This window comes from Nocardioides sp. TF02-7 (assembly GCF_022437945.1).
Taxonomy (GTDB): domain Bacteria; phylum Actinomycetota; class Actinomycetes; order Propionibacteriales; family Nocardioidaceae; genus Nocardioides.
In genome coordinates, this window is sequence record NZ_CP092535.1 from 2743041 (window position 1) to 2766215 (window position 23175).

Annotated in this window: 23 protein-coding genes and 3 pseudogenes; 16 read left to right on the top strand and 10 right to left on the bottom strand. The window is 72.8% G+C overall.

Annotated features, from left to right (window positions below; genetic code table 11):
• Nucleotides 1–88: 88 nt before the first annotated feature.
• The 4 genes from MF408_RS14110 to MF408_RS14120 form a co-directional block, all read right to left on the bottom strand.
• Nucleotides 89–841, bottom strand: coding sequence for an alpha/beta fold hydrolase (locus MF408_RS14110; RefSeq protein WP_240248234.1), 753 nt, complete (start codon nt 839–841; stop codon nt 89–91).
• The gene (locus tag MF408_RS25530; protein WP_275693173.1) at nt 838–1200 is read right to left on the bottom strand and encodes a hypothetical protein; all 363 of its coding nucleotides are present in this window, start codon (nt 1198–1200) and stop codon (nt 838–840) included. Before MF408_RS25530 ends, MF408_RS14110 begins: the two co-directional genes overlap by 4 nt.
• A 2-nt stretch (nt 1201–1202) precedes the next feature.
• The gene (locus MF408_RS25535) at nt 1203–1793 is read right to left on the bottom strand and encodes a hypothetical protein (protein WP_275693174.1); all 591 of its coding nucleotides are present in this window, start codon (nt 1791–1793) and stop codon (nt 1203–1205) included.
• Between the two features lie 139 nt (nt 1794–1932).
• On the bottom strand, nt 1933–2631 hold the full coding sequence (locus tag MF408_RS14120; protein ID WP_240248235.1) for a helix-turn-helix domain-containing protein: 699 nt from the start codon (nt 2629–2631) through the stop codon (nt 1933–1935).
• Nucleotides 2632–2744: 113 nt separating this feature from the next.
• Between MF408_RS14120 and MF408_RS14125 the strand changes: the two genes are divergently transcribed.
• From MF408_RS14125 to MF408_RS14175, 12 genes and pseudogenes are all read left to right on the top strand, one after another.
• Nucleotides 2745–4523 carry an NAD(P)/FAD-dependent oxidoreductase gene (locus MF408_RS14125; RefSeq protein ID WP_240248236.1) on the top strand — a complete coding sequence of 593 codons (1779 nt, stop codon included), beginning with the start codon at nt 2745–2747 and terminating at the stop codon, nt 4521–4523.
• Between the two features lie 101 nt (nt 4524–4624).
• Entirely contained in the window at nt 4625–5500 is an 876-nt protein-coding gene (locus MF408_RS14130) for a branched-chain amino acid ABC transporter permease (RefSeq protein ID WP_275693175.1), read from the top strand.
• Nucleotides 5500–6669, top strand: a complete 1170-nt coding sequence (locus tag MF408_RS14135; protein ID WP_240248238.1) for a branched-chain amino acid ABC transporter permease — start codon at nt 5500–5502, stop codon at nt 6667–6669. Before MF408_RS14130 ends, MF408_RS14135 begins: the two co-directional genes overlap by 1 nt.
• A gap of 53 nt (nt 6670–6722) precedes the next feature.
• A pseudogene (locus MF408_RS14140) lies at nt 6723–8152 on the top strand (ATP-binding cassette domain-containing protein).
• Nucleotides 8153–8278: 126 nt separating this feature from the next.
• Nucleotides 8279–9685, top strand: coding sequence for an ABC transporter substrate-binding protein (locus tag MF408_RS14145; protein WP_240248239.1), 1407 nt, complete (start codon nt 8279–8281; stop codon nt 9683–9685).
• Nucleotides 9577–10098, top strand: a pseudogene (locus MF408_RS25540) (LLM class flavin-dependent oxidoreductase); the annotation flags it as partial. The gene MF408_RS14145 and the pseudogene MF408_RS25540, both read left to right, overlap by 109 nt.
• 118 nt (nt 10099–10216) lie before the next feature.
• Complete coding sequence (locus tag MF408_RS25545) at nt 10217–10597, top strand: LLM class flavin-dependent oxidoreductase (RefSeq protein ID WP_275693176.1); 381 nt, start codon at nt 10217–10219, stop codon at nt 10595–10597.
• A gap of 200 nt (nt 10598–10797) precedes the next feature.
• Nucleotides 10798–11859 (top strand): ABC transporter substrate-binding protein, encoded by a 1062-nt coding sequence (locus MF408_RS14155; RefSeq protein WP_240248240.1) that lies wholly within the window; start codon nt 10798–10800, stop codon nt 11857–11859.
• A 6-nt stretch (nt 11860–11865) separates the two neighbouring features.
• On the top strand, nt 11866–13377 hold the full coding sequence (locus tag MF408_RS14160; RefSeq protein WP_240248241.1) for a class I adenylate-forming enzyme family protein: 1512 nt from the start codon (nt 11866–11868) through the stop codon (nt 13375–13377).
• A gap of 666 nt (nt 13378–14043) precedes the next feature.
• The gene (locus MF408_RS14165; protein WP_240248242.1) at nt 14044–14388 is read left to right on the top strand and encodes a hypothetical protein; all 345 of its coding nucleotides are present in this window, start codon (nt 14044–14046) and stop codon (nt 14386–14388) included.
• Between the two features lie 44 nt (nt 14389–14432).
• Nucleotides 14433–14903 (top strand): PPOX class F420-dependent oxidoreductase, encoded by a 471-nt coding sequence (locus MF408_RS14170; protein ID WP_240248243.1) that lies wholly within the window; start codon nt 14433–14435, stop codon nt 14901–14903.
• Between the two features lie 42 nt (nt 14904–14945).
• On the top strand, nt 14946–15635 hold the full coding sequence (locus MF408_RS14175; RefSeq protein WP_240248244.1) for an aspartate/glutamate racemase family protein: 690 nt from the start codon (nt 14946–14948) through the stop codon (nt 15633–15635).
• Nucleotides 15636–15649: 14 nt separating this feature from the next.
• On the opposite strand, the gene MF408_RS14180 is transcribed toward MF408_RS14175, so the two are convergent.
• Nucleotides 15650–16393 (bottom strand): SDR family NAD(P)-dependent oxidoreductase, encoded by a 744-nt coding sequence (locus MF408_RS14180; protein ID WP_240248245.1) that lies wholly within the window; start codon nt 16391–16393, stop codon nt 15650–15652.
• A 127-nt stretch (nt 16394–16520) separates the two neighbouring features.
• Here MF408_RS14180 and mshA point away from each other — a divergent pair, with 127 nt between their 5' ends.
• Nucleotides 16521–17786, top strand: coding sequence for a D-inositol-3-phosphate glycosyltransferase (gene mshA, locus MF408_RS14185; RefSeq protein ID WP_240248246.1), 1266 nt, complete (start codon nt 16521–16523; stop codon nt 17784–17786).
• On the opposite strand, the gene MF408_RS14190 is transcribed toward mshA, so the two are convergent.
• On the bottom strand, nt 17738–17902 hold the full coding sequence (locus tag MF408_RS14190) for a hypothetical protein (protein WP_240248247.1): 165 nt from the start codon (nt 17900–17902) through the stop codon (nt 17738–17740). The genes mshA and MF408_RS14190 overlap by 49 nt on opposite strands.
• Here MF408_RS14190 and MF408_RS14195 point away from each other — a divergent pair.
• Nucleotides 17894–18374 (top strand): annotated as a pseudogene (locus tag MF408_RS14195) (YbjN domain-containing protein). The gene MF408_RS14190 and the pseudogene MF408_RS14195 overlap by 9 nt on opposite strands.
• Here MF408_RS14195 and MF408_RS14200 read toward each other — a convergent pair.
• Nucleotides 18365–19282: a homocysteine S-methyltransferase family protein gene (locus tag MF408_RS14200; RefSeq protein WP_240248249.1), complete on the bottom strand. Its 918-nt coding sequence runs from the start codon at nt 19280–19282 to the stop codon at nt 18365–18367. The pseudogene MF408_RS14195 and the gene MF408_RS14200 sit on opposite strands and share 10 nt — an antisense overlap.
• Before the next feature lie 101 nt (nt 19283–19383).
• Between MF408_RS14200 and MF408_RS14205 the strand changes: the two genes are divergently transcribed.
• Nucleotides 19384–19986: a TetR/AcrR family transcriptional regulator gene (locus MF408_RS14205; protein WP_240248250.1), complete on the top strand. Its 603-nt coding sequence runs from the start codon at nt 19384–19386 to the stop codon at nt 19984–19986.
• 13 nt (nt 19987–19999) lie between these two features.
• On the opposite strand, the gene MF408_RS14210 is transcribed toward MF408_RS14205, so the two are convergent.
• The 3 genes from MF408_RS14210 to MF408_RS14220 form a co-directional block, all read right to left on the bottom strand.
• Nucleotides 20000–20926 carry a DMT family transporter gene (locus tag MF408_RS14210; protein WP_240248251.1) on the bottom strand — a complete coding sequence of 309 codons (927 nt, stop codon included), beginning with the start codon at nt 20924–20926 and terminating at the stop codon, nt 20000–20002.
• 97 nt (nt 20927–21023) lie between these two features.
• Nucleotides 21024–21701 (bottom strand): response regulator transcription factor, encoded by a 678-nt coding sequence (locus tag MF408_RS14215; RefSeq protein WP_240248252.1) that lies wholly within the window; start codon nt 21699–21701, stop codon nt 21024–21026.
• Nucleotides 21698–22567: an ATP-binding protein gene (locus MF408_RS14220; protein WP_240248253.1), complete on the bottom strand. Its 870-nt coding sequence runs from the start codon at nt 22565–22567 to the stop codon at nt 21698–21700. Before MF408_RS14220 ends, MF408_RS14215 begins: the two co-directional genes overlap by 4 nt.
• Nucleotides 22568–22713: 146 nt before the next feature.
• On the opposite strand from MF408_RS14220, the gene MF408_RS14225 reads away from it, so the two are divergent.
• Nucleotides 22714–22947, top strand: a complete 234-nt coding sequence (locus MF408_RS14225) for a hypothetical protein (protein WP_240248254.1) — start codon at nt 22714–22716, stop codon at nt 22945–22947.
• The last annotated feature ends 228 nt before the right edge of the window (nt 22948–23175 follow it).

Below are 23175 nucleotides of genomic sequence, written 5' to 3' on the forward strand. Positions count from 1 at the left end.
GAGGAAGTCCCGGACCAGCCGGTTGAACCGCTCGGGCTGCTCCCACTGCGGCCAGTGCCCGGCGTGCTCGACCAGCTCGAACCGGCCGTCAGGGGACGAGGTCGGCCATCCGCAGGCCGGCGGCCGCCGGCCCGGACGGGTCGTCGCTGGTCCACACGACCAGGGTCGGGTGGACCAGTGCGCGCAGCTCGTCGTCGGTGATGCGGTTGCGAGCCCGCACCTCCGGGTCCTGGAGGCACAGCACGTGGCGCATCGACCGCGCGAAGCCGGGGCGGGAGTAGACGGCACGCCGCACGGCCACCAGCTCGTCGGTGACCGCGGCCGGGTCGGCCATCAGCCACTCGAGGCGGGCGCGGACCCGTTCCGGCGTCGGGTCGTCGGCCGCCGCCTGCGACAGGGAGCGGATCCGTTCCATCACCGCCGGGTCCGCCATGGTGCCGCCCGGCGTGTTCAGCACCAGGCGGCGCACCCGCTCCGGACGCGCCACGGCGTACTTGACCGCGACCCAGCCCCCGAGCGACTCGCCGCACACGTCGACCCGCTCGACGCCGAGGTGGTCGACCAGGGCGTCGAGGTGGGCGACGTAGTGCTCGAGCTCGAGGTCGTGGGTGGCGAGCGTGCTGAAGCCGTGGCCGGGGTAGTCGTAGGCCACCACCCGTCGGTCGGCGGCCAGGGCGTGGACGTTGCGGGCGTAGGCCTCGAGGTGCCCGCCGGTGCCGGGGAGCAGCAGGAGGGGCACGTCGCCGGTCCCCGCCTCGAGGAGCCGGGTGTCCCAGCCGGCGAGCAGCTGGTGGCGCACGACCAGGTCGGCGCCGAGGAGGGCGCTCCAGATCGAGGTCACGCCCGCACCCCCGCACCTGCGGGGACGGCGGTGGTGACGCCGTAGCCGGCGAACCACTCGCGGATCGGCCGGTAGTAGCGGTCGGTCACCTCGTGCGGGCCGTGGACGCCGAGGGCGGCGTACGCCGCCAGCCAGGTCCGCACCTCGTGGGAGGAGTGGCCGGCCTGCTCGACGTACCAGGACACCGGCTGGGCTGCGAACCGCTCGAGGTCGCCGGTCGCGCACGCGTCGAGGAACGCCTCGTCCCACGCAGGATTGAGGTCGTGGAAGGCGCCGTCCCCGCCGGCGAACGCCCGGGCCGCGGCGACGGTGCGCTCCTCCCGGTCCCGCCGCTCGCCGGGCGGCACCGGGCGGCGCACCGTCAGTCGCTCGGCGACCTCGGGCGTCGCCTCCCGGATCCGCGGGACCGGGGGTCGTGCGAGAGCCCCCCGCTCGCCAGGAGCAGGACGCGGCGGTCGTCGCCGGCGAGTGCCTCACCCACCGCCCGGCCGAGCGCGACGCTGCGGGTGGCCGGGCCGAGCGGCTCCGCGACGCAGTTGACGAACACGGGCACGACCGGCACCGCGTCCAGCGCACCGAGGAGGAGCAGCAGCGGCTGGACCAGGCCGTGGTCGACCTGCATCCGCTCGGAGAACGCGACGTCCACTCCCGCGTCGAGCACGGCCGCGGCGATCCGGCGCGCCGTGGCGGCGTCGACCGGGAGCGGGCCGGCCGGGAGGCCGTAGTCGCCGATCGACTCCGCCGACGCCCCGATGCAGAACGCCGGCATCACCTCGTAGAGGAAGCCGTTGTAGTGGTCGGGGGCGAAGCCGACGACCAGGTCGGGCCGGAAGTCCGCCACGAACCCGCGGACCCGGTCGAGCACCGCGGTGACCTCCTGCCGGACGTCCACGGGCGGGTCGAGCTTGTCCATCAGTGGGGTGTGGGACATGGCGCAGAGGGCGACGGGCATCGCGCGGCTCCTGGGTCGGGACGGCGTTCAATATGTGATCAGTGCTATTCGTTAATCACATCGTCGATGGCGCGCGCCTTCGCCGTCAACCCCTCGAGGCGCGCGCGACCGCCGACCCGCGTTGGAGGGCCGCGTCGCGTCAGGCGATGTCGCCGACGGCCGCGACGGCCAGGGAGGCGGCGGCCTCGACGACCCGCGGCGCCGCCGCGTCGATGCGCTCCTCGGTGCCGGTGATGACGTTGAGGCAGGCGGGCGGGTAGGCACCCCGGACCGGTGCGGCCACCGCGTGCAGCCCGGCCTCGATCTCCCCGTGGCTCACGGCGTACCCGCGCTCGCGGACCAGCCGGACCTGCTCCGGCTCGCCGGGCAGCGGCGGCTGTGCGGCCCGCAGCGCGTACGCTGCCGCGCCGCGGTCGAGCGGCGTGCGCTCGCCCTGCCGGAACGCCACGTGCATGCCGACCGTCGTCGGGGTGACCATCTCGATCGCCACCGCCGAGGTGCCCTCGGCCACGAACAGCGCCACGGTGGCGCCGATGCCGTCGGCGAGCTCGCGCATCACGGGCAGCGCCTGCATCCGCAGCTCGGGGAGGTAGGCCTGCGAGAGCGCCGCCAACCGGGCGCCCGCCCGGTAGAGGCCGTCGGCCCCCGGCCGCACGAAGCCGTGGTCGGCGAGGGTCTGCAGCGCGCGGTAGGCGATCGAGCGGTGGACGTCGAGGGTCCGGGCGACGTCCTGGACCGTCATCCCGGCCGGCGACTCCGCGACGGCCACCAGCGCCCGAAGGCCCCGCGCAAGGGTCTGGGTCCCGGGCTGGCCGGCGCTCCGATCGGTCTCTGGCACGGCGACAGGGTACGCCGCCGGTCTGTCGCGGGGTGATTGACTCCGGTGGACCATCGGCCTACCGTGTGCTGATAACGGCCAACGGTGTGCACTATCTACACGATGGGGGGACCATGAACGAGACGCAGCAAGCCGTGGCGCCCGGTGGCGCCGAGGCGGCCGAGATCTTCCGGACCTGGCTCACCCGCTTCGAGCGCGCCGTCGAGTCGGGGTCGTCGTCGGAGCTCGCGCGGCTCTTCACCGCAGACGCCACCTGGCGCGACTTCATGGCGTTCGCCTGGGACTTCTCCCACGCACTGGGGCGCGAGGACGTGGCCGAGCGGCTCGTGGGGCTCGCCAAGGCTCACGAGGCCGCCGGCTTCGCCGTCTCGGAGGGCCAGCCCCCGACGCCCCTCGACGGGATCCTCCATTGCTTCTTCGACTTCACGACGAGGGACCGGCGCGACCGCGGCTACGTCGGCCTGGTCCGGGACGGCGCGGACTACGTCGCCTCGGTGATGCAGACCCAGGTGTGCGCCCTCCCGGAGCACCCCGAGGGCGTCCGGCACCGGCGTCCCGAGGGCAAGGCCTACCGGATCGTCCCCGGGCGTCCGACCTGGCGCGAGCAGCGGGAGCGCGAGGCGTCGTTCGAGGACGGCGACCCGGCGGTCGTGGTGCTCGGCGCCGGGCACAACGGCCTGTCGGTGGCCGCACGGCTGCGGGCGCTCGGGGTCCCGACCCTGGTGATCGACCGGGAGGCGCGCGTGGGCGACACCTGGCGGAGGCGGTACGCCGCGCTCGCCCTGCACAGCACCGTCTACGGCGACAACATGCCCTACCTGCCGTTCCCGCCGACCTGGACCGCGCACACGCCGAAGGACAAGTTCGCCGACTGGCTGGAGTCCTACGCTCAGCTGCTCGACCTCAACGTGTGGCTGAGCACGACCTACCTCAGCGGGCACTACGACGAGGACGCGGAGCGCTGGACGCTGCGGGTGCGCCGCGGCGACGGCTCGGTGCGCGAGCTGCGGCCGCGTCACTTCGTCGTCGCCGGCGGCCTGTTCGGGTCGCCGCGGACGCCTCGGGTGCCCGGCCTCGAGGGGTTCACCGGGGTCGCGCTGCACTCGGACGACTTCCACAGCGGCGCGGACTTCGAGGGGCAGCGGGCGCTGGTGGTCGGCGCCGGGGTCAGCGGCCACGAGCTGGCCCAGGACCTCTACGAGCACGGCGTCGAGGTCACCATGCTGCAGCGCAGCGCGACGTACGTCATCAACTACGACACCCACCACAAGTACTGGTCCGGTCAGTTCACGGAGTACCCCGTGTTCCCGCCCGAGTACGCCGACCAGATCGCCTACGCGCTCCCCAACGAGCGGGTGGACGAGCTCAACAAGCAGCTCGTGGCGCGCGCGGCCGAGGAGGACCGCGACCTGCACGAGCGGTTGACCGCCCGCGGGTTCAAGCTCGAGTGGGGACCCGACGGCACCGGGATCATCGGCGCGCACATGTCCGGCATGGACGGCTACCAGATCAACATCGGTGCCTCCGAGCTGGTGGCGGACGGGCGGGTGGCCCTCAAGCAGGGCACGGAGCTGGTCGAGGTCAAGGACGGGCGCACGGTCGTCTTCGACGACGGCTCGGAGCTCGAGGTCGACGTGATCGTCTTCGCCACCGGCTACGAGCAGATGTGGAACCACATGCGCCCGACGCTGGGCGCGGCGGCCGCCCGGATCGAGAAGGCCTACGGCCGGGCCGACGACAACGAGTACGCGAACACCTGGCGGCGCTCGGCGCAGCCGGGCCTCTGGTTCTGCACCGGCTTCATCCGGATGTGCCGGTTCTACTCCACCTTCACGGCGCTGCTGATCAAGGCGATCGAGGAGGGGGATCGAGCCGGTCGACCCGGACCGTGAGAAACCGGGCCCACGTCGTTGACGGGATGTGACGTGGGCAATAATCTGACGTCGACATCAATTTCGTTTCCGGGGACCACGGCAAGCAGGGGAGAATCCAGGTGGGCGTCGTCTCGCAAGCGGTCTGGGGCTCGGTAGTCACAGGCGCTCTCTACGGGCTGGTGGGCGTGGGGTTCGTCCTGCTGTTCCGTGCCTCGAAGGTGCTCAGCTTCTGCCAGGGCGGCTTCATGCTGCTCGGCGCCTTCCTCTTCTACGACCTGGTCAAGAACCAGGACATGGGCTTCTTCCCGGCCACGGCGATCACCGTGGTCCTGGTGGCGTTGTTCAGCGCGTTCGTCTACATCGTCGTGTTCGCCCGGGTCGCCGCCCGGGAGCCCTTCGCCACGTCGGTCGCCACCATCGGCCTGGCCGGTGTGCTGCAGGCGGTGGTCGCGGTGCGGTACGGCACCAGCCCGTTGGCCCTCCCCGACGTGGTGATGTCGAAGTCGTTCCACGTCGCCGGGGCGACGATCACCTTCGCCGACATCGTGTCGGTCTCGATCATGGTCGTGGTCGTCGGGGCGATCCTGCTGATCATCTCCAAGACCCAGCTGGGGCTGCAGATGAACGCGGTCGCCGACAACCCCGCCCTGTCGGTGCACCTCGGCGTGAGCGCCGCGCGGGTCGCCACGATCGCCTGGGGGCTGGCCGGGCTCACGGCCGCGTTCGCGGGGATCGCCTTCGCGCTCCGCGCGAACGTCGACCCCGTGGGCGTCGCCAACATCGGGTTCTTCGCCTTCCCCGCCATCATCCTCGGGGGGCTCGACTCGGTCCCCGGTGCGCTGTTCGGCGGGTTCGTCCTCGGCGGACTCCAGAACGCCGTCGCCGCGTCGCTGGGCGCCGACTGGATCGACCTGATCGTGTTCAGCGTGATGCTGGGCTTCCTGCTGTTCCGCCCGACCGGCCTCTTCGGCAAGGCCGAGGTCGTGAGGCTGTGATGGAGACGTCGTCGACCGAGACCCCCGCCACCGACGCGGCCCCGCCGCTCGCCGGCGAGCCCGGCCCGGGCCGCTCCGAGCCGCTCCCGGCCCCGACCGGCCGCCACGGCCTCGTGGCCCGCGCCCGGGCGACGGTCACCAGGCCCGGGGCGCCCACCCACCTGCTCGTCGGCGCCCTGCTGGTCGCAGCCGCGTTCTGGGCGGCCGGCGCCGGGCCCTACGTCAACCTGATCGGCCAGTCGTGCGCGATCTTCGCGATCGCCGCGATCGGCCAGTCGATCCTGGTGGGCGGCGCCGGCCAGGTCGCGCTGAGCGGCGGCGCGTTCATGGCCATCGGCGCCTTCACCGCCGGCATCCTCGCCAACTACGGCGTCGAGAGCTTCCCGGTCATCCTGCTCGGGTCGGCGGCGGTGGGCTGGATCGTCGGCATCGTGTCGGGATTGCCGGGCCTCCGCTTCAAGGGTCTCTACCTGCTGCTCTCGAGCATGGCGCTCCAGTTCATCGTCACCTCGCTGACCCGGCAGTACCAGGGCGAGTACCACCCCGCAGGTCTGGTGCTCCCGCCCCTGCAGATCGGCTCGACCGACTTCTCCTTCGGGACCAACCTCTACTGGCTGCTGATCGGCATCGCGGTCGCCATCTACCTGCTCACCGCGCTGGTGGAGCGCACGGGGGTCGGGCTGGCGTGGAAGGCGCTGAAGGAGAGCGAGGTCGCGGCGGCGATGAGCGGTGTCGACGTCGTGCGCTGGAAGCTCTACGCGTTCGCGGCCAGCGGAGCGGTCACCGCCGTGGCCGGGTGCATGTTCGCCTACTGGGTCGGCCGGGCCGACTACGAGTCCTACACGCTGACGCTGACCATCACGCTGGTCACGATGATCTTCATCGGCGGCGTGTCGTCCCGGCTCGGCGCGGTCATCGGCGCGGTGATCATCACGGTCCTGCCCTACATCCTCCAGAACGAGGTCGCGACCTGGGCCTTCGAGTCCGGGATCAACTTCGACTGGTACCTCAACAACGTGAGCACGGTGAACGCCGGACTGTTCTCGCTGCTGTTCCTCCTGGTCATCCTGTTCGAGCCCGACGGGATCGAGGGGCTGCTGCGCAAGGCGGAGGCGAGGCTGCGATCCCTGGGACGAGCCGTCCGCGGCGGCAGGAGGGCGGCTCGGTGAGCGCCGCGCTGAAGGTCCGCGACCTGCAGGTGGCCTACCGCGGAGCGCCGGCGGTGACGGGGTACGACGTCGACCTGGAGCCCGGGACGCTCACGATGATGCTGGGTCGCAACGGCGCCGGGAAGACCTCCACCCTGCGGGGCATCGTCGGCTTCCTCCCCGGCGAGACCGGACGCTCGAGCGGCCGGGTCGAGCTCCTCGGACGGCCGGTGCGCCGGCCCAACCCGCTGACGCTGTCGCGTGCCGGTCTCGAGCTGGTGGCCGAGCGCAACAAGGTGTTCACCGGGATGACCGTCGACGACCAGCTGCGCCTGGTCGCGCCCGACCGGGAGCAGAAGGCGCAGGTGCTCGACTTCTTCCCCCGGCTCCAGGAGCGGCTCGAGGTGCGGGCGGGACTCCTCAGCGGCGGGGGAGCGGCAGATGCTCGCGACGGCGCTCGCGCTCCTGCGGAAGCCCAAGGTGCTCCTGGTCGACGAGCTGTCGCTCGGCCTGGCACCCGGCGTCGTCCGCGAGCTGATGCAGTACCTGCGCCGGCTCGCCGACGAACAGGGGCTCGCGATCCTCGCCGCCGACCAGGCGGTCACCGAGTCGCTGAAGGTCGCCGACCGCGTGCAGGTGATGGACGACGGCACCGTGGTCGCGGCCGGAGCCATCGACGAGCTCGACGTCGAGGGCGTCCTCGACACCTACCTCGGCCGGGAGAAGGCATGACGACGATGCTGAGCCTCACCAACGTGGACGTCGAGCTCGGCGGCGTCTCGATCCTGCGCGACATCACCTTCGACGTCCGCGAGGGCGAGACGTTCGGCATCGTGGGCCCCAACGGCGCAGGCAAGACGACGATCCTCAACGTGGTGAGCGGTGTGGTCCGGCCGGTCCGGGGGAGGTGACGTTCCAGGGTCGTCCGCTCGCGAAGATCCGTCCGCACCGGGTGCGTGACCTCGGCATCGGTCGCAGCCTCCAGTCGACGCACTACTTCGCCGACCTGACCGCGCTCAACCTGGTCGCGCTCGGCCAGCTGCGGAACTCCGCGTGGGGCGCGATCACCTTCTCCGACCACCGGCGCACCCGGTTCCGCACGGAGGAGGCCCGCAGCCGGGCGATGGCGGCGCTGGAGCTGCTCGACCTCGGCGCCTACGCCGACCGCCCGCTGAGCGAGCTCTCGAGCGCGGTGCAGAAGCTGGTCGACATGGCCCGGGCGATGGCGGTCGGCACCCGGCTGATCCTCCTGGACGAGCCGACCTCGGGCGTCAGCGCGCGCGAGCGGGGCGCGATCTCGGAGGCCCTGGCGGAGATGCGCCGGCTCGGGCGGACGATCGCGCTCATCGACCACGACCCCGGGTTCGTGATCGCCAACTGCGACCGGCTGATGGCGATGAACTTCGGCGAGGTGCTCCGGGTGGGCCCGCCGGACGACGTGATGGCCAGCGACGAGGTCAAGCGGTCGTACCTCGGCGAGGCCGCGGAGGAGATCGCGGGTTGACCGGATCCGACATCGGATCCATCCACAGGTCACGACGTGCCGGTCGGCTCCCTTGACAGAGCAGGACCCTGATTTCTAGATTGACGTCGACGTCAAAATATGGCGTCGCTCACATGGAGGTAACGCATGAACTCGAAGCGTTCGAGGAGGGCCCTGGCGCTCCTGACGACCGGGGTGCTGGCAGTCACCCTGGCCGCCTGCGGTGGCGACGACGGCGGCGCCTCCGGTGATGAGGACGGCACCTACAAGTGGGGGATCAACGCCGAGCTGTCCGGTGTGACCGCCTACTACGGCGAGGGGATGCAGGCCGGGATCGAGGCGTACGTCGAGGAGGTCAACGCCGCGGGCGGCATCGACGGCCACGAGATCGAGCTGGTGGCCCTCGACAACGCCGGGGATGCCTCCCGGACCGCGACGAACGCCACGCAGCTGGCCACCGCCGAGGAGGTGAACGCGATGTTCGGGTTCGTCCTCAGCGCCAACTGCTCGGCAGCGACCCCGGTCGCCGAGCGCTACCAGGTGCCGCTGGCGTGCATGTCGCTGGCGGAGGAGAACGACTACGCGTTCAGCCTCGGTGCCGACAACACCCGCGGGGCGACCGCGATGCTCGAGGCCGCCAAGGAGGTGACCGGCAACGACGCGCCGAGCGTCGCGCTGGTCAACATCAACACGCTGACGTCGATCGGCTTCGGGGACAACGCCGAGGAGGCGGCCGGTGATCTCGGGGTGGAGATCGCCACCCGCCAGGAGATCGACATCGCCGCGAGCGACCCGTCGACCCAGGTCGCCAGGATCGTCGACGCCGACCCGGACGCCGTCCTGATCAGCCACACCGGCCCGGGCTTCCTCGGCGTGCTGAAGGGCGTGCGGAACGCGGGCGTCGACGCCCCGTTCATCTGGCTCGACGGCACCGGCAACCTGCCCTCCCTCGCAGAGTCGACCGACAAGAACGTCTACGCGCTGACGACCTACGAGATCGTCGACCCGGCCGCCGCCGAGGGCGCTGCGGCGGAGTTCGTCGCCGCCAGCGAGGGGCCACATCGAGGGCGAGGACATCCTCACCCTCAACGGCGCCTACAGCGTGCCGGCGTACATGACCGCCCGGCTCTTCGGCGAGGCGATGGCCGAGTGCGGCTTCCCCTGCTCGGGCGAGCAGCTGCGCGAGCAGCTCACCCAGACCACGCTCGAGCTGCCGAACCTCGAATCGGAGTTCGGCTACGACGGCGACGACCACTACCCCTACCCGAACTGGTACCTCTACCGGATCGCCGGCCAGGACGTGGAGAGCGTCGCGTCCTTCCCCAGCGACTGACCGCCGGGTCCGTCGCCCCTGACGGCCGGTCCCGCCGCGATGACGCCCGGCGGGGCCGGCCGCTCCACGTGAAAGGTGCATGCAGATGTCTGCGCTACGGCTGGCCGTCACCATCGACGCCGGCGCCGACTTCGGTCGGGTCCGCGACCTCGCCGCCGCCTACGAAACGGCCGGTGTCGACGTCATCGCCGTCCCCGAGGCGTACGGCGCCGACGCCGTGAGCGCGTTGGGCTACCTGGCGGCGGTGACCGAGCGGGTCGAGCTGATGTCGGGCATCCTCCCGATCTACTCCCGGACGCCCGCGCTCCTGGCGATGACCGCCGTCGGGCTCGACCTCGCCTCGGACGGCCGGTTCTCGCTCGGCATCGGCGTGAGCGGCCCGCAGGTGGTGGAGGGCTGGCACGGCGTGCCCTACGACGCGCCCCTGGGCCGCACCCGCGAGATCATGGCGATCTGCCGGAGCGTGTGGCGCCGTGAGGCCCTGCGCCACGACGGTCGTCGCTACCAGGTGCCGCTGCCCGAGGACCGGGGGACCGGGCTGGGCAAGCCGCTCAAGATCGTCCACCGCCCGCTGCGGGCGGAGATCCCCGTCTACCTGGCCGCGCTGGGCCCCGGCAACGTCGAGCTGGCGGCCGCGGAGGCCGACGGCTGGATCCCGTTCCTCTACGTGCCGGAGCGCGCGGACCGGGTCTGGGGGCGAGGCCTTGCGGAAGGGTGCGCAGCAGCGCAGCGCCGACCGCGGCCGGCTCGAGGTGGTCGCGGGCGGGCCGATGGCGATCGGTCCGGACGTGACCGGGCTGCGGGAGGCGGACCGCGCCCACCTGACGATGTACGTCGGCGGCATGGGCGCGAAGGGTGCGAACTTCTACAACCGGGTCGTCAGTGAGTACGGCTGGGCCGCCGAGGCGGAGAAGGTCCAGGACCTCTACCTCGCCGGTCATCGGGCGGAGGCGGCTGCCGCGCTGCCCGACGACCTGCTCGAGGCGACGTCGCTCATCGGGGACGCGGCGTACGTCCGCGACCGGCTGCAGGCGTTCGTCGAGCAGGGCGTGACCGTCCTCCAGGTCGCGCCGGCGGGGCCGCAGCCCCTGGACGACCTGCGCGCGCTGGCCGAGATCGTCCACGGTCTCTAGCACCCTTGACAGCCGCGACCGGGCGACTCTAATTTGACGTCGAAGTCGAAACTAGTTCGACGTGTGCACCGAGGAGCACTGATGGGACGACGGTTCTTCACACTCGGATCCTCCGCCGCGCTGGCCGGGCTCGCGCTCACGCTCGCCGCCTGCGGCGGCGACGGCGGCTCCTCGGGCGGCGATGACGGCGACGCCTACCAGTGGGGGTCAACGCCGAGCTCTCCGGCCCGCTGGCCTTCTACGGCGAGTCGCTCCAGCAGGGCGTCCAGGCCTACGTCGACACGGTCAACGACGACGGCGGCATCGACGGCCACCCGATCGAGCTCACCTCCCTCGACAACGCGGGCGACGCCGCACGGTCGGCCACCAACGCGACCCAGCTGGCGACGTCGGAGGGCGTGAACGCGATGTTCGGCTTCGTGCTGAGCGCGAACTGCTCGTCCGCGACGCCGGTGGTGGAGCGGCACCGGGTGCCGCTGGCCTGCCTGTCCGTCGCGGAGCCGAACGACTACGTCTACAGCCTCGGGCCCAACAACACCAGCGCCGCGGGCGCCCTCCTCGAGGCGGCCAAGGAGCTGAGCGGCACCGACACGCCCAGCACCGCGCTCGTCCACCTCAACACGCTGACGGTGCTGGCGATGGTGGACGAGATCGAGGCCCAGGCCGGCGACGCGGGCGTCGACCTCACCACGGTCCAGGAGCTCGACATCGCGGCGACCGACGTGAGCGCGCAGGTGGCGAAGGTCGTGCAGGCGGACCCCGACGTGGTGATCGTCAGCAACTTCGGCCCCGGGTTCCTGTCGGTCCTGGAGGGCCTGCGGTCCTCGCGGCTCGACGTCCCCGTGATCTGGGTCGACGGCACCGGCAATCTGACCTCGCTGCAGGAGTCCGACGACGACAACGTCTACGCGTTCACCACCTACGAGCTGGTCGACCCCGAGAGCGCGGAGGGCGCGGCCGCGGAGTACGTCGAGGCGGTCGAGCCGTTGCTGGAGGCCACCGACGCCGTCACCCTCAACGCCGGCTACACCGTGATGGGGTACCTGACCGCCCGCGCCTTCGGCGAGGCGCTCGCCTCGTGCGGCCACCCCTGCTCGGGCGAGGACCTCAAGACCGAGCTGGACGCGCAGGAGGTCGACTTCGACGGCCTGGTCGACGGCTTCGCCTACTCCGAGGACGGCCACTACCCCTACCCGGACTGGCACCTGTTCAAGGTCGTCGGCACCGAGTACGAGCAGGTCGCCTCCTTCGAGAGCCAGTAGCACGCGGTGCACGCCGACTACCACGCGATCCTGCGGGACGCGGCCGAGCGCTGGCCGGACCGGGTGGCGCTCGCCTCCGGCGAGGAGGAGCTCACCTACGCCGAGGTGCACGACGCCGCGGAACGGCTGGCCGAGGCGCTCTCGGCCCGCGGCATCGGGCCCGGCGCCCGGGTGGCGCTGTGCCTCGGCAACGAGCCCGCCTGGGTCTTCGCGTTCTTCGCCCTCTGCCGGCTCCGTGCCTCCGCGGTCATGCTCTCGACCGCCTGGCGGGAGCGGGAGATCGAGCACGCCCTCGCCGTCACCCGCCCCGTGGCCGTCGTCGCCGGTCCGGCACAGGCGGAGGTGCTCGAGGCGGCCGGGCGGCCGGAGCTGGCGGTGCTGTCCTCCGGGTCACGACCCGGCTGGACCGGGCTGCCGGACCTGCTCGACGGGCCGCGGCCGGTCGTGCCGGACGACGTACGACGGCTCGACCCGTCGGAGCTAGAGCTGGCCCTGCCGTTCAGCTCCGGGACCACGGGGATGCCGAAGGCGGTGCGGCACACGCACCGCAGCCTCCTCGTCGCCACCCAGCAGTGGCGGGCGTCGCTCGACGTCGGCCCGGACGACCGGCTGCAGGCGCTGACGCCCCTCGCGCACATCCTGGGCATCGTCAACGTCGGCGCGACGTTCCTCGGCGGAGCGTGGATCCGCCTCTTCGCCAGGTTCAGCCCGCGGTCGATGGTGGACAGCTTCGAGGCCGACCGGATCACGATCGGGATGACGGTGGCGCCGATCGCGGCGGCGCTCGATGCGATGGCCGACCTCGACCAGCGGGACCTCGGCTCGCTCCGCTACCTCAACTGGTCGGCCACGCCGGTCAACGAGGAGCTCGCCGCCCGGGTCACCGCCCGCACCGGTGTCGGCTGGGTGACGGCGTACGGGACGACCGAGGTCCCCGTCCTCGCCGCGCACCCCGTCGACCACGGACGCGACGCCCGGCTCGACACCGTGGGCCTGCCGCCCGAGGGGGTGGAGGTCGAGGCGCGCGACCCGGCCACGGGCGCCTTCCTGCCCCGCGGCGAGACCGGCGAGCTCGTCGCCCGCAGCCCCGCGGCGATGGCCGGTTACCTGCCCGAACCGGAGGTGTCGCCGTTCGTCGACGGAGGCTGGTACCGCACCGGCGACATCGGCCACGTCGAGCCGGAGGGCTGGGTCGTCGTCACCGACCGGCTCAAGGACCTGATCAAGGTCTCCGGCTTCCAGGTGTCGCCGGTCGAGATCGAGAACGTCCTGATGATGTCGCCGCTGGTCGCGGACTGCGCGGTCTACGGGGTGAGTGACGAGCGCCGGGGCGAGGTGCCGTGCGCGGCCGTCGTGCCCGCCGACGGCTGGACGCCCGACGCCGCCGCGATCCTCGACTGGCTGGAGCCCCAGCTGTCCTCCTACAAGGCGCTGCGGGAGGTCGTCTTCGTCGACGCGATCCCGCGGACGCCCTCGGGAAAGATCCAGCGCCGGCGGCTGACCGGCACCGACCGCTGAGCCGGCCGCGCCGGTTCTCGACGAGCCCGACCAGCTCGACCAACTCGACCAAGGAGCGGCCTTGCGCCTCGGCATCTGCCTTCCCCAGCTCGGACCGGCGGCAACGATGCCGCTCGTCGTCGACTTCGCGGTCGAGGCGGAGCGCGCCGGGTTCGACTCGCTCTGGGTGCAGGAGCACCTGTTCCGCCCGGTCCACCCGACCACCGGCTACGGCGGGACCGGCGCCGGCCCCTGGCCGGAGCACCACCGCAACCTGCTGGCCCCGCTCGAGGTGCTGGCGTTCGTCGCCGCCCGCACCGAGCGGTGCACCATCGGCACCTCCGTCCTGGTCGCGGGCTACCACCACCCGGTCGACCTCGCGAAGCGGGCCGCGACCCTCGACGTGCTGTCCGGGGGCCGGTTCGCGCTCGGGCTCGGCACCGGCTGGTCCGCCGACGAGCTGGCGCTGCTCGGGCGGTCGACGGCCGACCGGGGGACCCTCGCCGACGAGCTGCTGGAGGTCATGGACCACTGCTGGACCGGGGCCGTCCCCGACTACCGGGGGAAGCACTTCGTGGTGCCGGCGGCCGACACCTCGCCGCGCCCCGCCGACGGCCGCAAGGTCCGCACGTACGGCGGGTTCGTCGCGCGCGGAGCCCGGCGCCGGGTCGCCCGCTGGTGCGACGTGTGGCACCCGTTCCGGCTGGAGCCTGCCGACGCGGTCGCCCGGCTCGCCGAGATCAACCGGATCGCGCGCGACGACTACGGCCGCCCGGACCTCGAGCTCTCCCTCCGGGTCCTGCTGAGCCCGCCGGGGCCGGGGAGCCCGCCGCGCCGCCGGGCCACTGGCACGGGCCGGTCGAGCACCTGGCCGCCCGGGTCGCCGCCGCGCGCGACGCCGGCTGCGACGAGCTGGTCCTCGACGCCTGCTTCGCGCCGGGCAGCGAGGACCGGTCCACCTGGGAGGGGCTCGTCGATCTGCTCCGGCCGCTGGTGGAGGAGGCGCACCGCCCGGCCGCCGGGCGCGGCTGACAATGCCCAAGGGCTCCTGTCGCCGGAGCCGTACGCTCGGACGCATGGTCTCCATCGCCCGCGCCGAGCGCGTCGACCGCGACGCGCTGCTCGACTTCGTCCGCATCCGCCACAAGCACACCCTCGTCACCCGGCGCCGCGACGGGCGGCTCCAGCTCTCGCCCGTGACCGGTGGCGTCGACAGCGACGGCCGGATCGTGATCTCCACCTACCCCGACCGGGCCAAGGCGGCGAACCTGCGCCGCGACCCCGCGGTGACGGTGCTGGTGCACTCCGACGAGTGGAACGACCCCTACGTCCAGGTCGAGGGCACCGCCGAGGTGCTCGACATGCCGTCGCCGGAGGCGGAGGACGGGCTGGTCGAGTACTACCGCTGCATCGCCGGCGAGCACCCCGACTGGGACGACTACCGCCGGGCCATGCGCCGGCAGGGCAAGTCGCTGGTGCGCATCACCGTCGACGACTGGGGCCCGGTGGCGCGGGGCGGCTTCCCGCCCGACCGGGCACCCCAGTAGCCGCGATCGCCAACCCCGCCACGGGGTGGGAGACTGCTCGCCATGCAGACCATCGGACTCGTCGGCGGGATGAGCTGGGAGAGCAGCGCGGCCTACTACGAGCTGCTCAACCGCGGCGTCGAGCACCGGCTCGGCGGGCTCCACTCCGCCCGCACCGTGCTGGCCTCGGTCGACTTCGCCGAGGTCACCGCGCTGCAGGAGGCCGAGGACTGGGACGGCGTCGCCGAGGTCCTCGTCGCCGCCGCGCGGTCGGTCGAGCGGGCGGGCGCCGACTTCCTCCTGCTCTGCACGACCACGTTCCACCGCGTGGCCGACCAGGTCGAGGGGGCGGTCGACGTACCGCTGCTCCACCTGGCCGAGGTCGTCGCGCGGGCCGGCAAGGAGAAGGGCGTCGAGAAGGTCGGCCTGCTCGGCACCCGGTTCGCGATGTCGCGGACGTTCTTCACCGAGCGGATCGGGCGGCACGGGCTCGACGTGCTCGTGCCCGACGCGCGCCACCACGACGAGCTCAACCGGATCATCTACGAGGAGCTCGTGCACGGGAAGGTGCTCGACACCTCCCGCAAGACGGTCGTCGGGATGATCGAGGAGCTGTGGGACGCGGGCGCCGGTGGGATCGTCCTCGGCTGCAGCGAGCTGGAGCTGCTCGTCAAGCAGGCCGACTCCGAGCTCCCGGTCTTCCCGTGCACCACGCTGCACGTCGAGGCGGCGCTCGACCGGGCGCTGGCCTGAGCCTCTCAGTCCCCTCAGAGCACCCGGTGCACCTTGTGCTGCGCCGCCTGCGCGCGGGGGCGGATCACCAGCTCGTCGACGTTGACGTGGGGCGGGCGGGTGGCGACCCAGGTGATCGCGTCGGCGACGTCGTCGGCGGTGAGCGGGTCGGGCACGCCGGCGTAGACGGCGTCGGCGCGCTCCTGGTCGCCGCCGAACCGGACGAGGGAGAACTCGTCGGTGCGCACCATGCCCGGCGCCACCTCGCAGATCCGCACCGGCTGGTCGTAGAGCTCGAGCCGGAGGGTCTCGGTGACGACCTTGGTGCCGTGCTTGGCGGCGGTGTAGCCCGCGCCGCCCTCGTAGGCCACGCGGCCCGCGGTCGAGCCGACGTTGACGACCACGCCGGCGCCGCTGGCGATCAGTGCGGGCAGCAGCGCCCGGGTGACCTGCATCAGGCCGATCACGTTGACGTCGTACATCCGGCGCCACTCGTCGCTGTCGGCCTCGGCGACCGGCGACATCCCGAACGCGCCGCCGGCGTTGTTGACGAGCACGTCGAGCCGCGGCCCGACCGCCTCGGCCAGCGTCTCGACGCTGGCGGCGTCGGTGACGTCGCAGACCACCGGGATGCCGCCGATCTCGGCGGCGAGCGCCTCCACCCGGTCGGTGCGGCGGGCCGCGCACACCACCTCGAAGCCCTCGGCCGCCAGCCGGCGGGCGGTGGCCGCCCCGATCCCGCTGGAGGCACCGGTCACGACGGCACGACGTGTGGTCATGGCCTCATTGTCGCTGCCCCGGGAATGCGGGTACCGACCCGGTGGTTCCTGCTGCGGAGTTGGTGGGGACCGGAGCGGCCTGGACACGGTGGACAGGCCCGAGCAGGCCGAGGAGGCCCGAGTACTCATGGAGCGGATCCGACGGCTGGCGATGATCAGTCTCCACACCTCTCCGCTCGACCAGCCGGGCACCGGCGACGCGGGCGGGATGAACGTGTACGTCGTGGAGGTCGCGCGCCGCCTCGCCGCGCGCGGGATCGAGGTCGACATCTTCACGCGCGCCACGAGGAGCGCGCTCGACCCCGTCGCCGAGCTCACCGACGGCGTGCTGGTGCACAACGTCCACGCCGGCCCGTTCGAGGGCCTGACCAAGAACGAGCTGCCCGGCCAGCTGTGCGTGTTCGCCCGCGAGGTGCTGCGCACCGAGGCGGCGCAGCCGCTCGGCCACTACGACGTCGTCCACTCCCACTACTGGCTCTCCGGCCAGGTCGGCGCCCTCGCGCGCGACCGGTGGGGCGTGCCGCTGGTGCACTCGATGCACACGATGGCGAAGGTCAAGAACGACGCGCTCGCCACCGGGGACGCCCCCGAGCCCGAGGGCCGGGTCATCGGCGAGGAGCAGGTCGTCGACGCCGCCGACGTGCTCGTCGCCAACACCGACCTCGAGGCCAAGCAGCTGATCAACCTCTACGACGCCGAGCCCGGCCGCGTCGAGGTGGTGCACCCGGGCGTCGACGCCGCGGTGTTCCGGCCGGTCGACCAGGCGACCGCCCGCGCCGAGCGTGGGATCCCCGCCGACGCCCTGGTGCTGCTCTTCGCCGGCCGGATCCAGCCGCTCAAGGCGCCCGACGTGCTGCTGCACGCCGTGGCGGCGCTCCTGCGGCGCCGTCCCGAGCTGCGCCGCCGGCTGGTCGTCCCGGTCGTCGGCGGCCCGTCCGGCAGCGGGCTCGAGCGGCCCACCGCCCTGGCCAACCTCGCCGACGACCTCGGGATCGCCGACGTGGTGCGGTTCGTCCCGCCGGTGCCGCAGCGCGAGCTCGCCGGCTGGTACTCCGCTGCGACACTGGTCGCCGTGCCGTCCTACAACGAGTCCTTCGGCCTGGTCGCCGTGGAGGCGCAGGCCAGCGGAGCGCCGGTCGTCGCCGCGGCCGTCGGCGGCCTGACCACGGTCGTTCGCCACGGCCACAGCGGCCTCCTCGTCGACACCCACGACCCCGACGACTGGGCCCGGGCGCTCGAGCCGGTCGTCCTCGACCCGGGCTACCGCGACCGGCTCGCGGCCGGCGCGCTGGCGCAGGCGGAGCTCTTCTCCTGGGACGCCACCGCCGAGCAGACGCTCGACGTCTACGCCCGCGCGGGCTCCCTGATGAAGGAGGCGACGGCCGCCCGATGACCGCCGACCAGCCCGACCAGCCCGACCAGCCGAGCCGCGACCCCGCCGACCCGGCCGACCCGGCCGGCCCGGCCGACGTCGTACGACGCCACCTCGCCGAGGCGGGCATCGAGCACGAGGAGCCGGAGCCCGGCATCTTCACCCCTCTCCCTCCCCGGGGAGCGCAAGCTGCAGACGCCGGTGCGCATCGACGTCGGGCCGCACGCCCTCGGCGTGCACGCCTTCGTCTGCCGGCGTCCCGACGAGGAGCACGAGCGGGTCTACCGGTGGCTGCTCGAGCGCAACCTGCGGATGTACGCCGTCGCGTTCGCGCTCGACCACCACGGCGACATCTATCTCGACGCCCGGCTGCCCCTCGCCGCCGTCACGCCCGACGAGCTCGACCGGCTGCTCGGCTCGGTGCTCACCTACGCCGACGAGTCGTTCAACACCATCCTCGAGCTCGGCTTCGCGACCTCGATCCGCAAGGAGTGGGAGTGGCGCAAGCTGCGGGGTGAGCCGACACGCAACCTGGAGGCGTTCCGCGGCTGGCTCGAGGCCGACGACGGCGACGACCCCCGCGCCGGAGGCGACGCCGCTCAGGGCTGACGCACGCCCCACATCGCCGCGACGTGGCGGGCGTCGGTGCCGCAGCAGCCGCCGAGCACCTCGACCTCCGGGAACGCCGCCAGCAGCGGCAGCTGGTCGGCCGCGAGCTGCCGCGGGTCGCCGGCGTCGAGCTCCTCCATCGCGTCGAGCTCCTCGTGGGTGAGCCGGGAGGCGTTGACGCGCAGGCCGCCGATCCGCTCGCGCCAGCCGCCGTCGGCGAGGCCGGCGGCGATGTGGTCGGGGTGCGCGCAGTTGACGAGGAAGTACGCCGGCGCGGCCGCGCCGTCCACGGCGGCGACCGCCTCGGGGAGCGTGGTGCCGTCGGGGAGCCGGCCGTCGGTCTCGACGGTGAAGCCGATCCCCATCCGGAGGCCGACGTCGGCAGCCGCCCGTGCCACCCCGACCGCCTCGCCGACGTCGGTGAGCGTGAGCACGGCCGCGCGCTCGAGGCCGGCGGCGCGGAACGCCGCCAGCTGCGGTCGGTGGTAGTCGGCGGCGGCGTCGGGGTCGACGCCGCCCGCCGACTGGTAGCCGTCGCCGCGAGGGCCGAGGGTGCCCCCGACCTCCCAGCCGACCAGCTCGTCGCGGCGCTCCTCCGCGACGTCGGTGAGCAGGTCGACGGCCGCGCGGTTGACCCGGTCGAGCGCGGCGGCGTCGTAGCCCAGCGCCGCCCCGTGGTCGGGGTTGGCGCGCCAGGTCGGCGTCTCGAGGAGCACCGGTGCCTCGGCGCGGACGGCGATGTCGACGTAGGCGCGGAAGTAGTCGGCGAGCAGCTTGCGGCCCTCGTCGCTGTCGACCAGCGGGAAGGCCGCGAACTCGGGCAGGTCGATGCCGTGGTTGAAGACCAGGTCGGTCTCGAGGCCGCCGTCGGTCACGTGGCGGCGGGCGGTGGTGCGGTGCTGGGACATGGCTTCCTTCGGGCTTCGGACTTCGTCTCGGGTTACAGACCAACCAGTTGGTCTGGTTCCCGGATCCTAACCAGACCAGTTGGTCTGACACAATGGGTTTCGTGCCTCGCGACGGAACCGCCACCCGTGCCCGGATCCTCGACGCCGCCCAGCGGCTGGTGATCGACAACGGCTTCAACGCCACGACGGTCGACGCCGTGCTCGCGGCCGCCGGCACGTCGAAGGGCGCCTTCTTCCACCACTTCGCCTCCAAGCAGGACCTCGCCGCGGCCCTGGTCGACAAGTACGTCGCCGCCGACCTCGAGATGCTCGAGCTCGGGCTGGCGGCGGCGCGGGCGGCGGGGGACGACCCGGTCGAGCGGGCTGTGGCGTTCGTGCGGTGGTACGAGGAGCAGGCCGACGAGATCATGGCCGGCACCACCGGCTGCCTCTACACGTCCGTGCTGGCGGAGATGGAGCTCGTCGAGGCCGGCACGTCCGACCCGATCACCAAGGCCGTCGTGGTCTGGCGCGAGGAGTTCGCCGCCCTGCTGCGCGACGCCCTCCCGGCGCGGAGCGACGTCGACGTCGACGCCCTCTCCGACCATGTCTGGGTGACCTTCGAGGGCGCCTTCCTGCTCGCCCGCACCACGAGCGACCCGGGCCACATGCGCCGGCAGCTGCGGGTGATGCGGGTGCTGCTGGAGTCGCTGCTGCGCGGCTGACGCCCGGGGTGGGTCAGGCCGGCGTCGGCTCCTCCGCGGCCTCGGCCGCCTCCGTCGACCGCGCCCTCCGCGTCGGCCGGCGCCGGGCGACCGCGACCCCCACCAGGGCGAGCACGCCGCCGACGTACGCGATCGGCGGCGGGACCTCGTCGAGGAGCACCAGCGCCATCACGATCGTCAGCGGCGGCACCAGGTAGGTCGTCACGCCCAGCGACGAGGCGCTCATGTGGTTGAGGGCGTAGGCGTAGGTGCTGAACGCGATCGCGGTGGGGAAGACGCCGAGGTAGACCAGCCAGAGGTTCGACGACAACGGCGCCGCGCTCACCTCGTCGACGAGCTGCCCCGCCCACGGGAGGCAGGCGACGGCGCCGATCGTGCACGCCAGCCAGGTGACGTGGACGGCCGAGATCTGCGCGACCAGGGGCTTCTGCAGCACCAGGCTCACGGCGTAGACCACCGCGGAGACCAGGCAGAGCACGACGCCGAGCAGGTCGCGATCGGCCCCGTCGCCCGAGGTCGAGAGGCCGATCACCGCCACGCCGGAGAACGCGAGCACCAGGCCGAGGGCGAGGTACGTCGTGAAGCGCTCGCCGAGGAACACCGCCGCCAGCCCGGCGATCAGCACCGGGGCGATCTGGATGAGCATCGCAGCCGTGCCGGCGTCGACCCGCTGCTCCCCGGCGTTGAGGGCGACGTTGTAGACGCCGAACCACAGCACGCCGATCGCGACGATCGACCCCCACTGCCGCCCGGTGGGCCGCGGCAGGCCGCGGGGCAGCGCGAGCACCGCGAGCGCCAGCGCGCCGACGAGCAGCCGCCCGAGCGACAGCGCTCCCGGCGAGAAGTCGTCACCGAGATGTCTGATGGCGACGAACGCCGAGGCCCAGAAGACGAGCGTGGTGGCGACGGCGGCGAGGGGCAGGGCGGAGCGATCGGTCACGGGACAACGCTAGGGCGCGGCCCCGACACCGGTCGCGCGGATATCGGTCAGCAGTGCGCGAGATCCGGCCGACTCCCGGGGAGGGGGAGGGAGCCGGTCAGACGTCGAGCTTGTAGCCCAGGCCCCGGACGGTGACGAGGTACTTCGGCGTGCTCGGCTCCGGCTCGAGCTTGGCCCGCAGCCGCTTGACGTGCACGTCGAGGGTCTTGGTGTCGCCGACGTAGTCGGAGCCCCACACCCGGTCGATGAGCTGGCCCCGGGTGAGCACCCGGCCGGGGTTGCGCAGGAACATCTCGAGCAGCTCGAACTCCTTGAGCGGCAGCCGCTGCTCCTGGCCGTCGACGGTGACGACGTGGCGCTCGACGTCCATCCGCACCGGCCCCGCCTCGAGCGTGTCGGGCGCCACCTCGGGGTCGCTGCCGCGGCGCAGCACCGCGCGGATCCGGGCGACCAGCTCGCGGGGGGAGTAGGGCTTGGTGACGTAGTCGTCGGCGCCGAGCTCGAGGCCCACCACCTTGTCGACCTCGTCGTCCTTGGCGCTGACCATGATCACCGGCACGTTGGACGTCTGCCGGATGGTGCGGCAGACCTCGGTGCCGGGGATGCCCGGCAGCATCAGGTCGAGCAGCACGATGTCGGCGCCGTTGCGGTCGAACTCGCTCAGCGCGGCGTTGCCGTCGGCGGCGATCGCCACCTCGAACCCCTCCTTGCGCAGCATGTAGGCGAGGGCGTCGCTGTAGCTCTCTTCGTCCTCGACGACGAGTACCCGGGTCACGGGCGTTCCTCCTGGTTGTCGGGATGGCCGGCGGGCGCCAGCCTGGCGGGGGCGACCGTGTCGTCCCCTCCGGTGTCGTGGCTGGGGTCGTGGCTGGTGTCGTGGTTGTCGTGGCGGTGGTGATGGTCGTCGGTGTCGGTGTCGTGGTCGTGCTCGGGAAGCGCGAGGGTGAACGTCGAGCCCTGCCCCTCCACCGACCACACCCGCACGTCGCCGCCGTGGGTCGCGGCCACGTGCTTGACGATCGACAGGCCGAGGCCGGTGCCGCCGGTGGAGCGGTGGCGCGCCGGGTCGACCCGGTAGAAGCGCTCGAAGATCCGGTCGATCTCCTCGCTCGGGATGCCGATCCCCTGGTCGACCACCGACACCTCCACGAAGCCGTCGACCGCCCGGGTGGTGACCAGCACCTTCGAGCCGGGGTCGGAGTAGGCGACCGCGTTGGCGACCAGGTTGGCCACGGCCGCGGCGACCTGCTCCTCGTTGCCGCGCACCCACAGGCCCGGCTGCCCCTCGACCAGCACGCTGATGTCCTTCGCGCCCGCGTCGATCGCGCTGGTGTCGACGGCGACCGTGATCACGTCGTCGACGCTGACCGGCGCCGGCGACTCGATCGGCTCGTCGCCCTGCAGCCGCGAGAGCTCGATGACCTGCTGCACCAGGTGGGACAGCCGGTCGCTCTCGGTGAGCATCCGGCTCGCGAACCGCTGCACCGCCTCGGGGTCGTCCGACGCGTCGTGCACCGCCTCGGCGAGCAGCCGGATCGCACCGACCGGCGTCTTGAGCTCGTGGCTGACGTTGGCGACGAAGTCGCGGCGCACCGCCTCGACGCGACGCTCGCGGGTGCGGTCCTCGACCAGCGCGAGCACCAGGCGGGAGCCCAGCGGCGCGACCCGGGCGGTGACGTGGCGCGGCGGGCCGGAGGTGCGGGGGCACGATCAGCTCGGTCTCGCGGATCTGGCCGTCACGGCGTACCTCCCGGACCAGGTCGCCGAGCTCGTCGAGGAGCAGGCCGGTGCCGCGGACGAACCCCATCGCGTACGCCGGCGCGGACGCCTTCACGACGACGTCACCGTCGTCGACGACGACAGCGCTGCTGCGCAGCACGGACAGCACGGTGGCGACACCGGGCGGCACCAACGGCTCCTCGACCCGGGGCTGCCGGTGCTGCTGGCGATCGCTGATGTGCCAGGCGAGCACCGCACCGCCCGCCACGAGGGAGCCGAGCACCCCGGCGAGCACCGCCTGAGTCGTCGGATCCACGTCTCGATCGTACGGCGGCGCACGGATCGGGCTCCGAATCGCGGATGCCGGGCTTCCGAGTGTTCATCTCACGTTCACCTGGTCCCGCTCTTTGGACAACTCGGCGACCTAGGGTCGGGCCATGCGCGACGCCTACCAGGACCAGCTCGACTCGGTCTTCGACGACCTCACCGCTCTCTGCCGCCGGGTGGAGACCGCCGTGGAGAAGGCCACC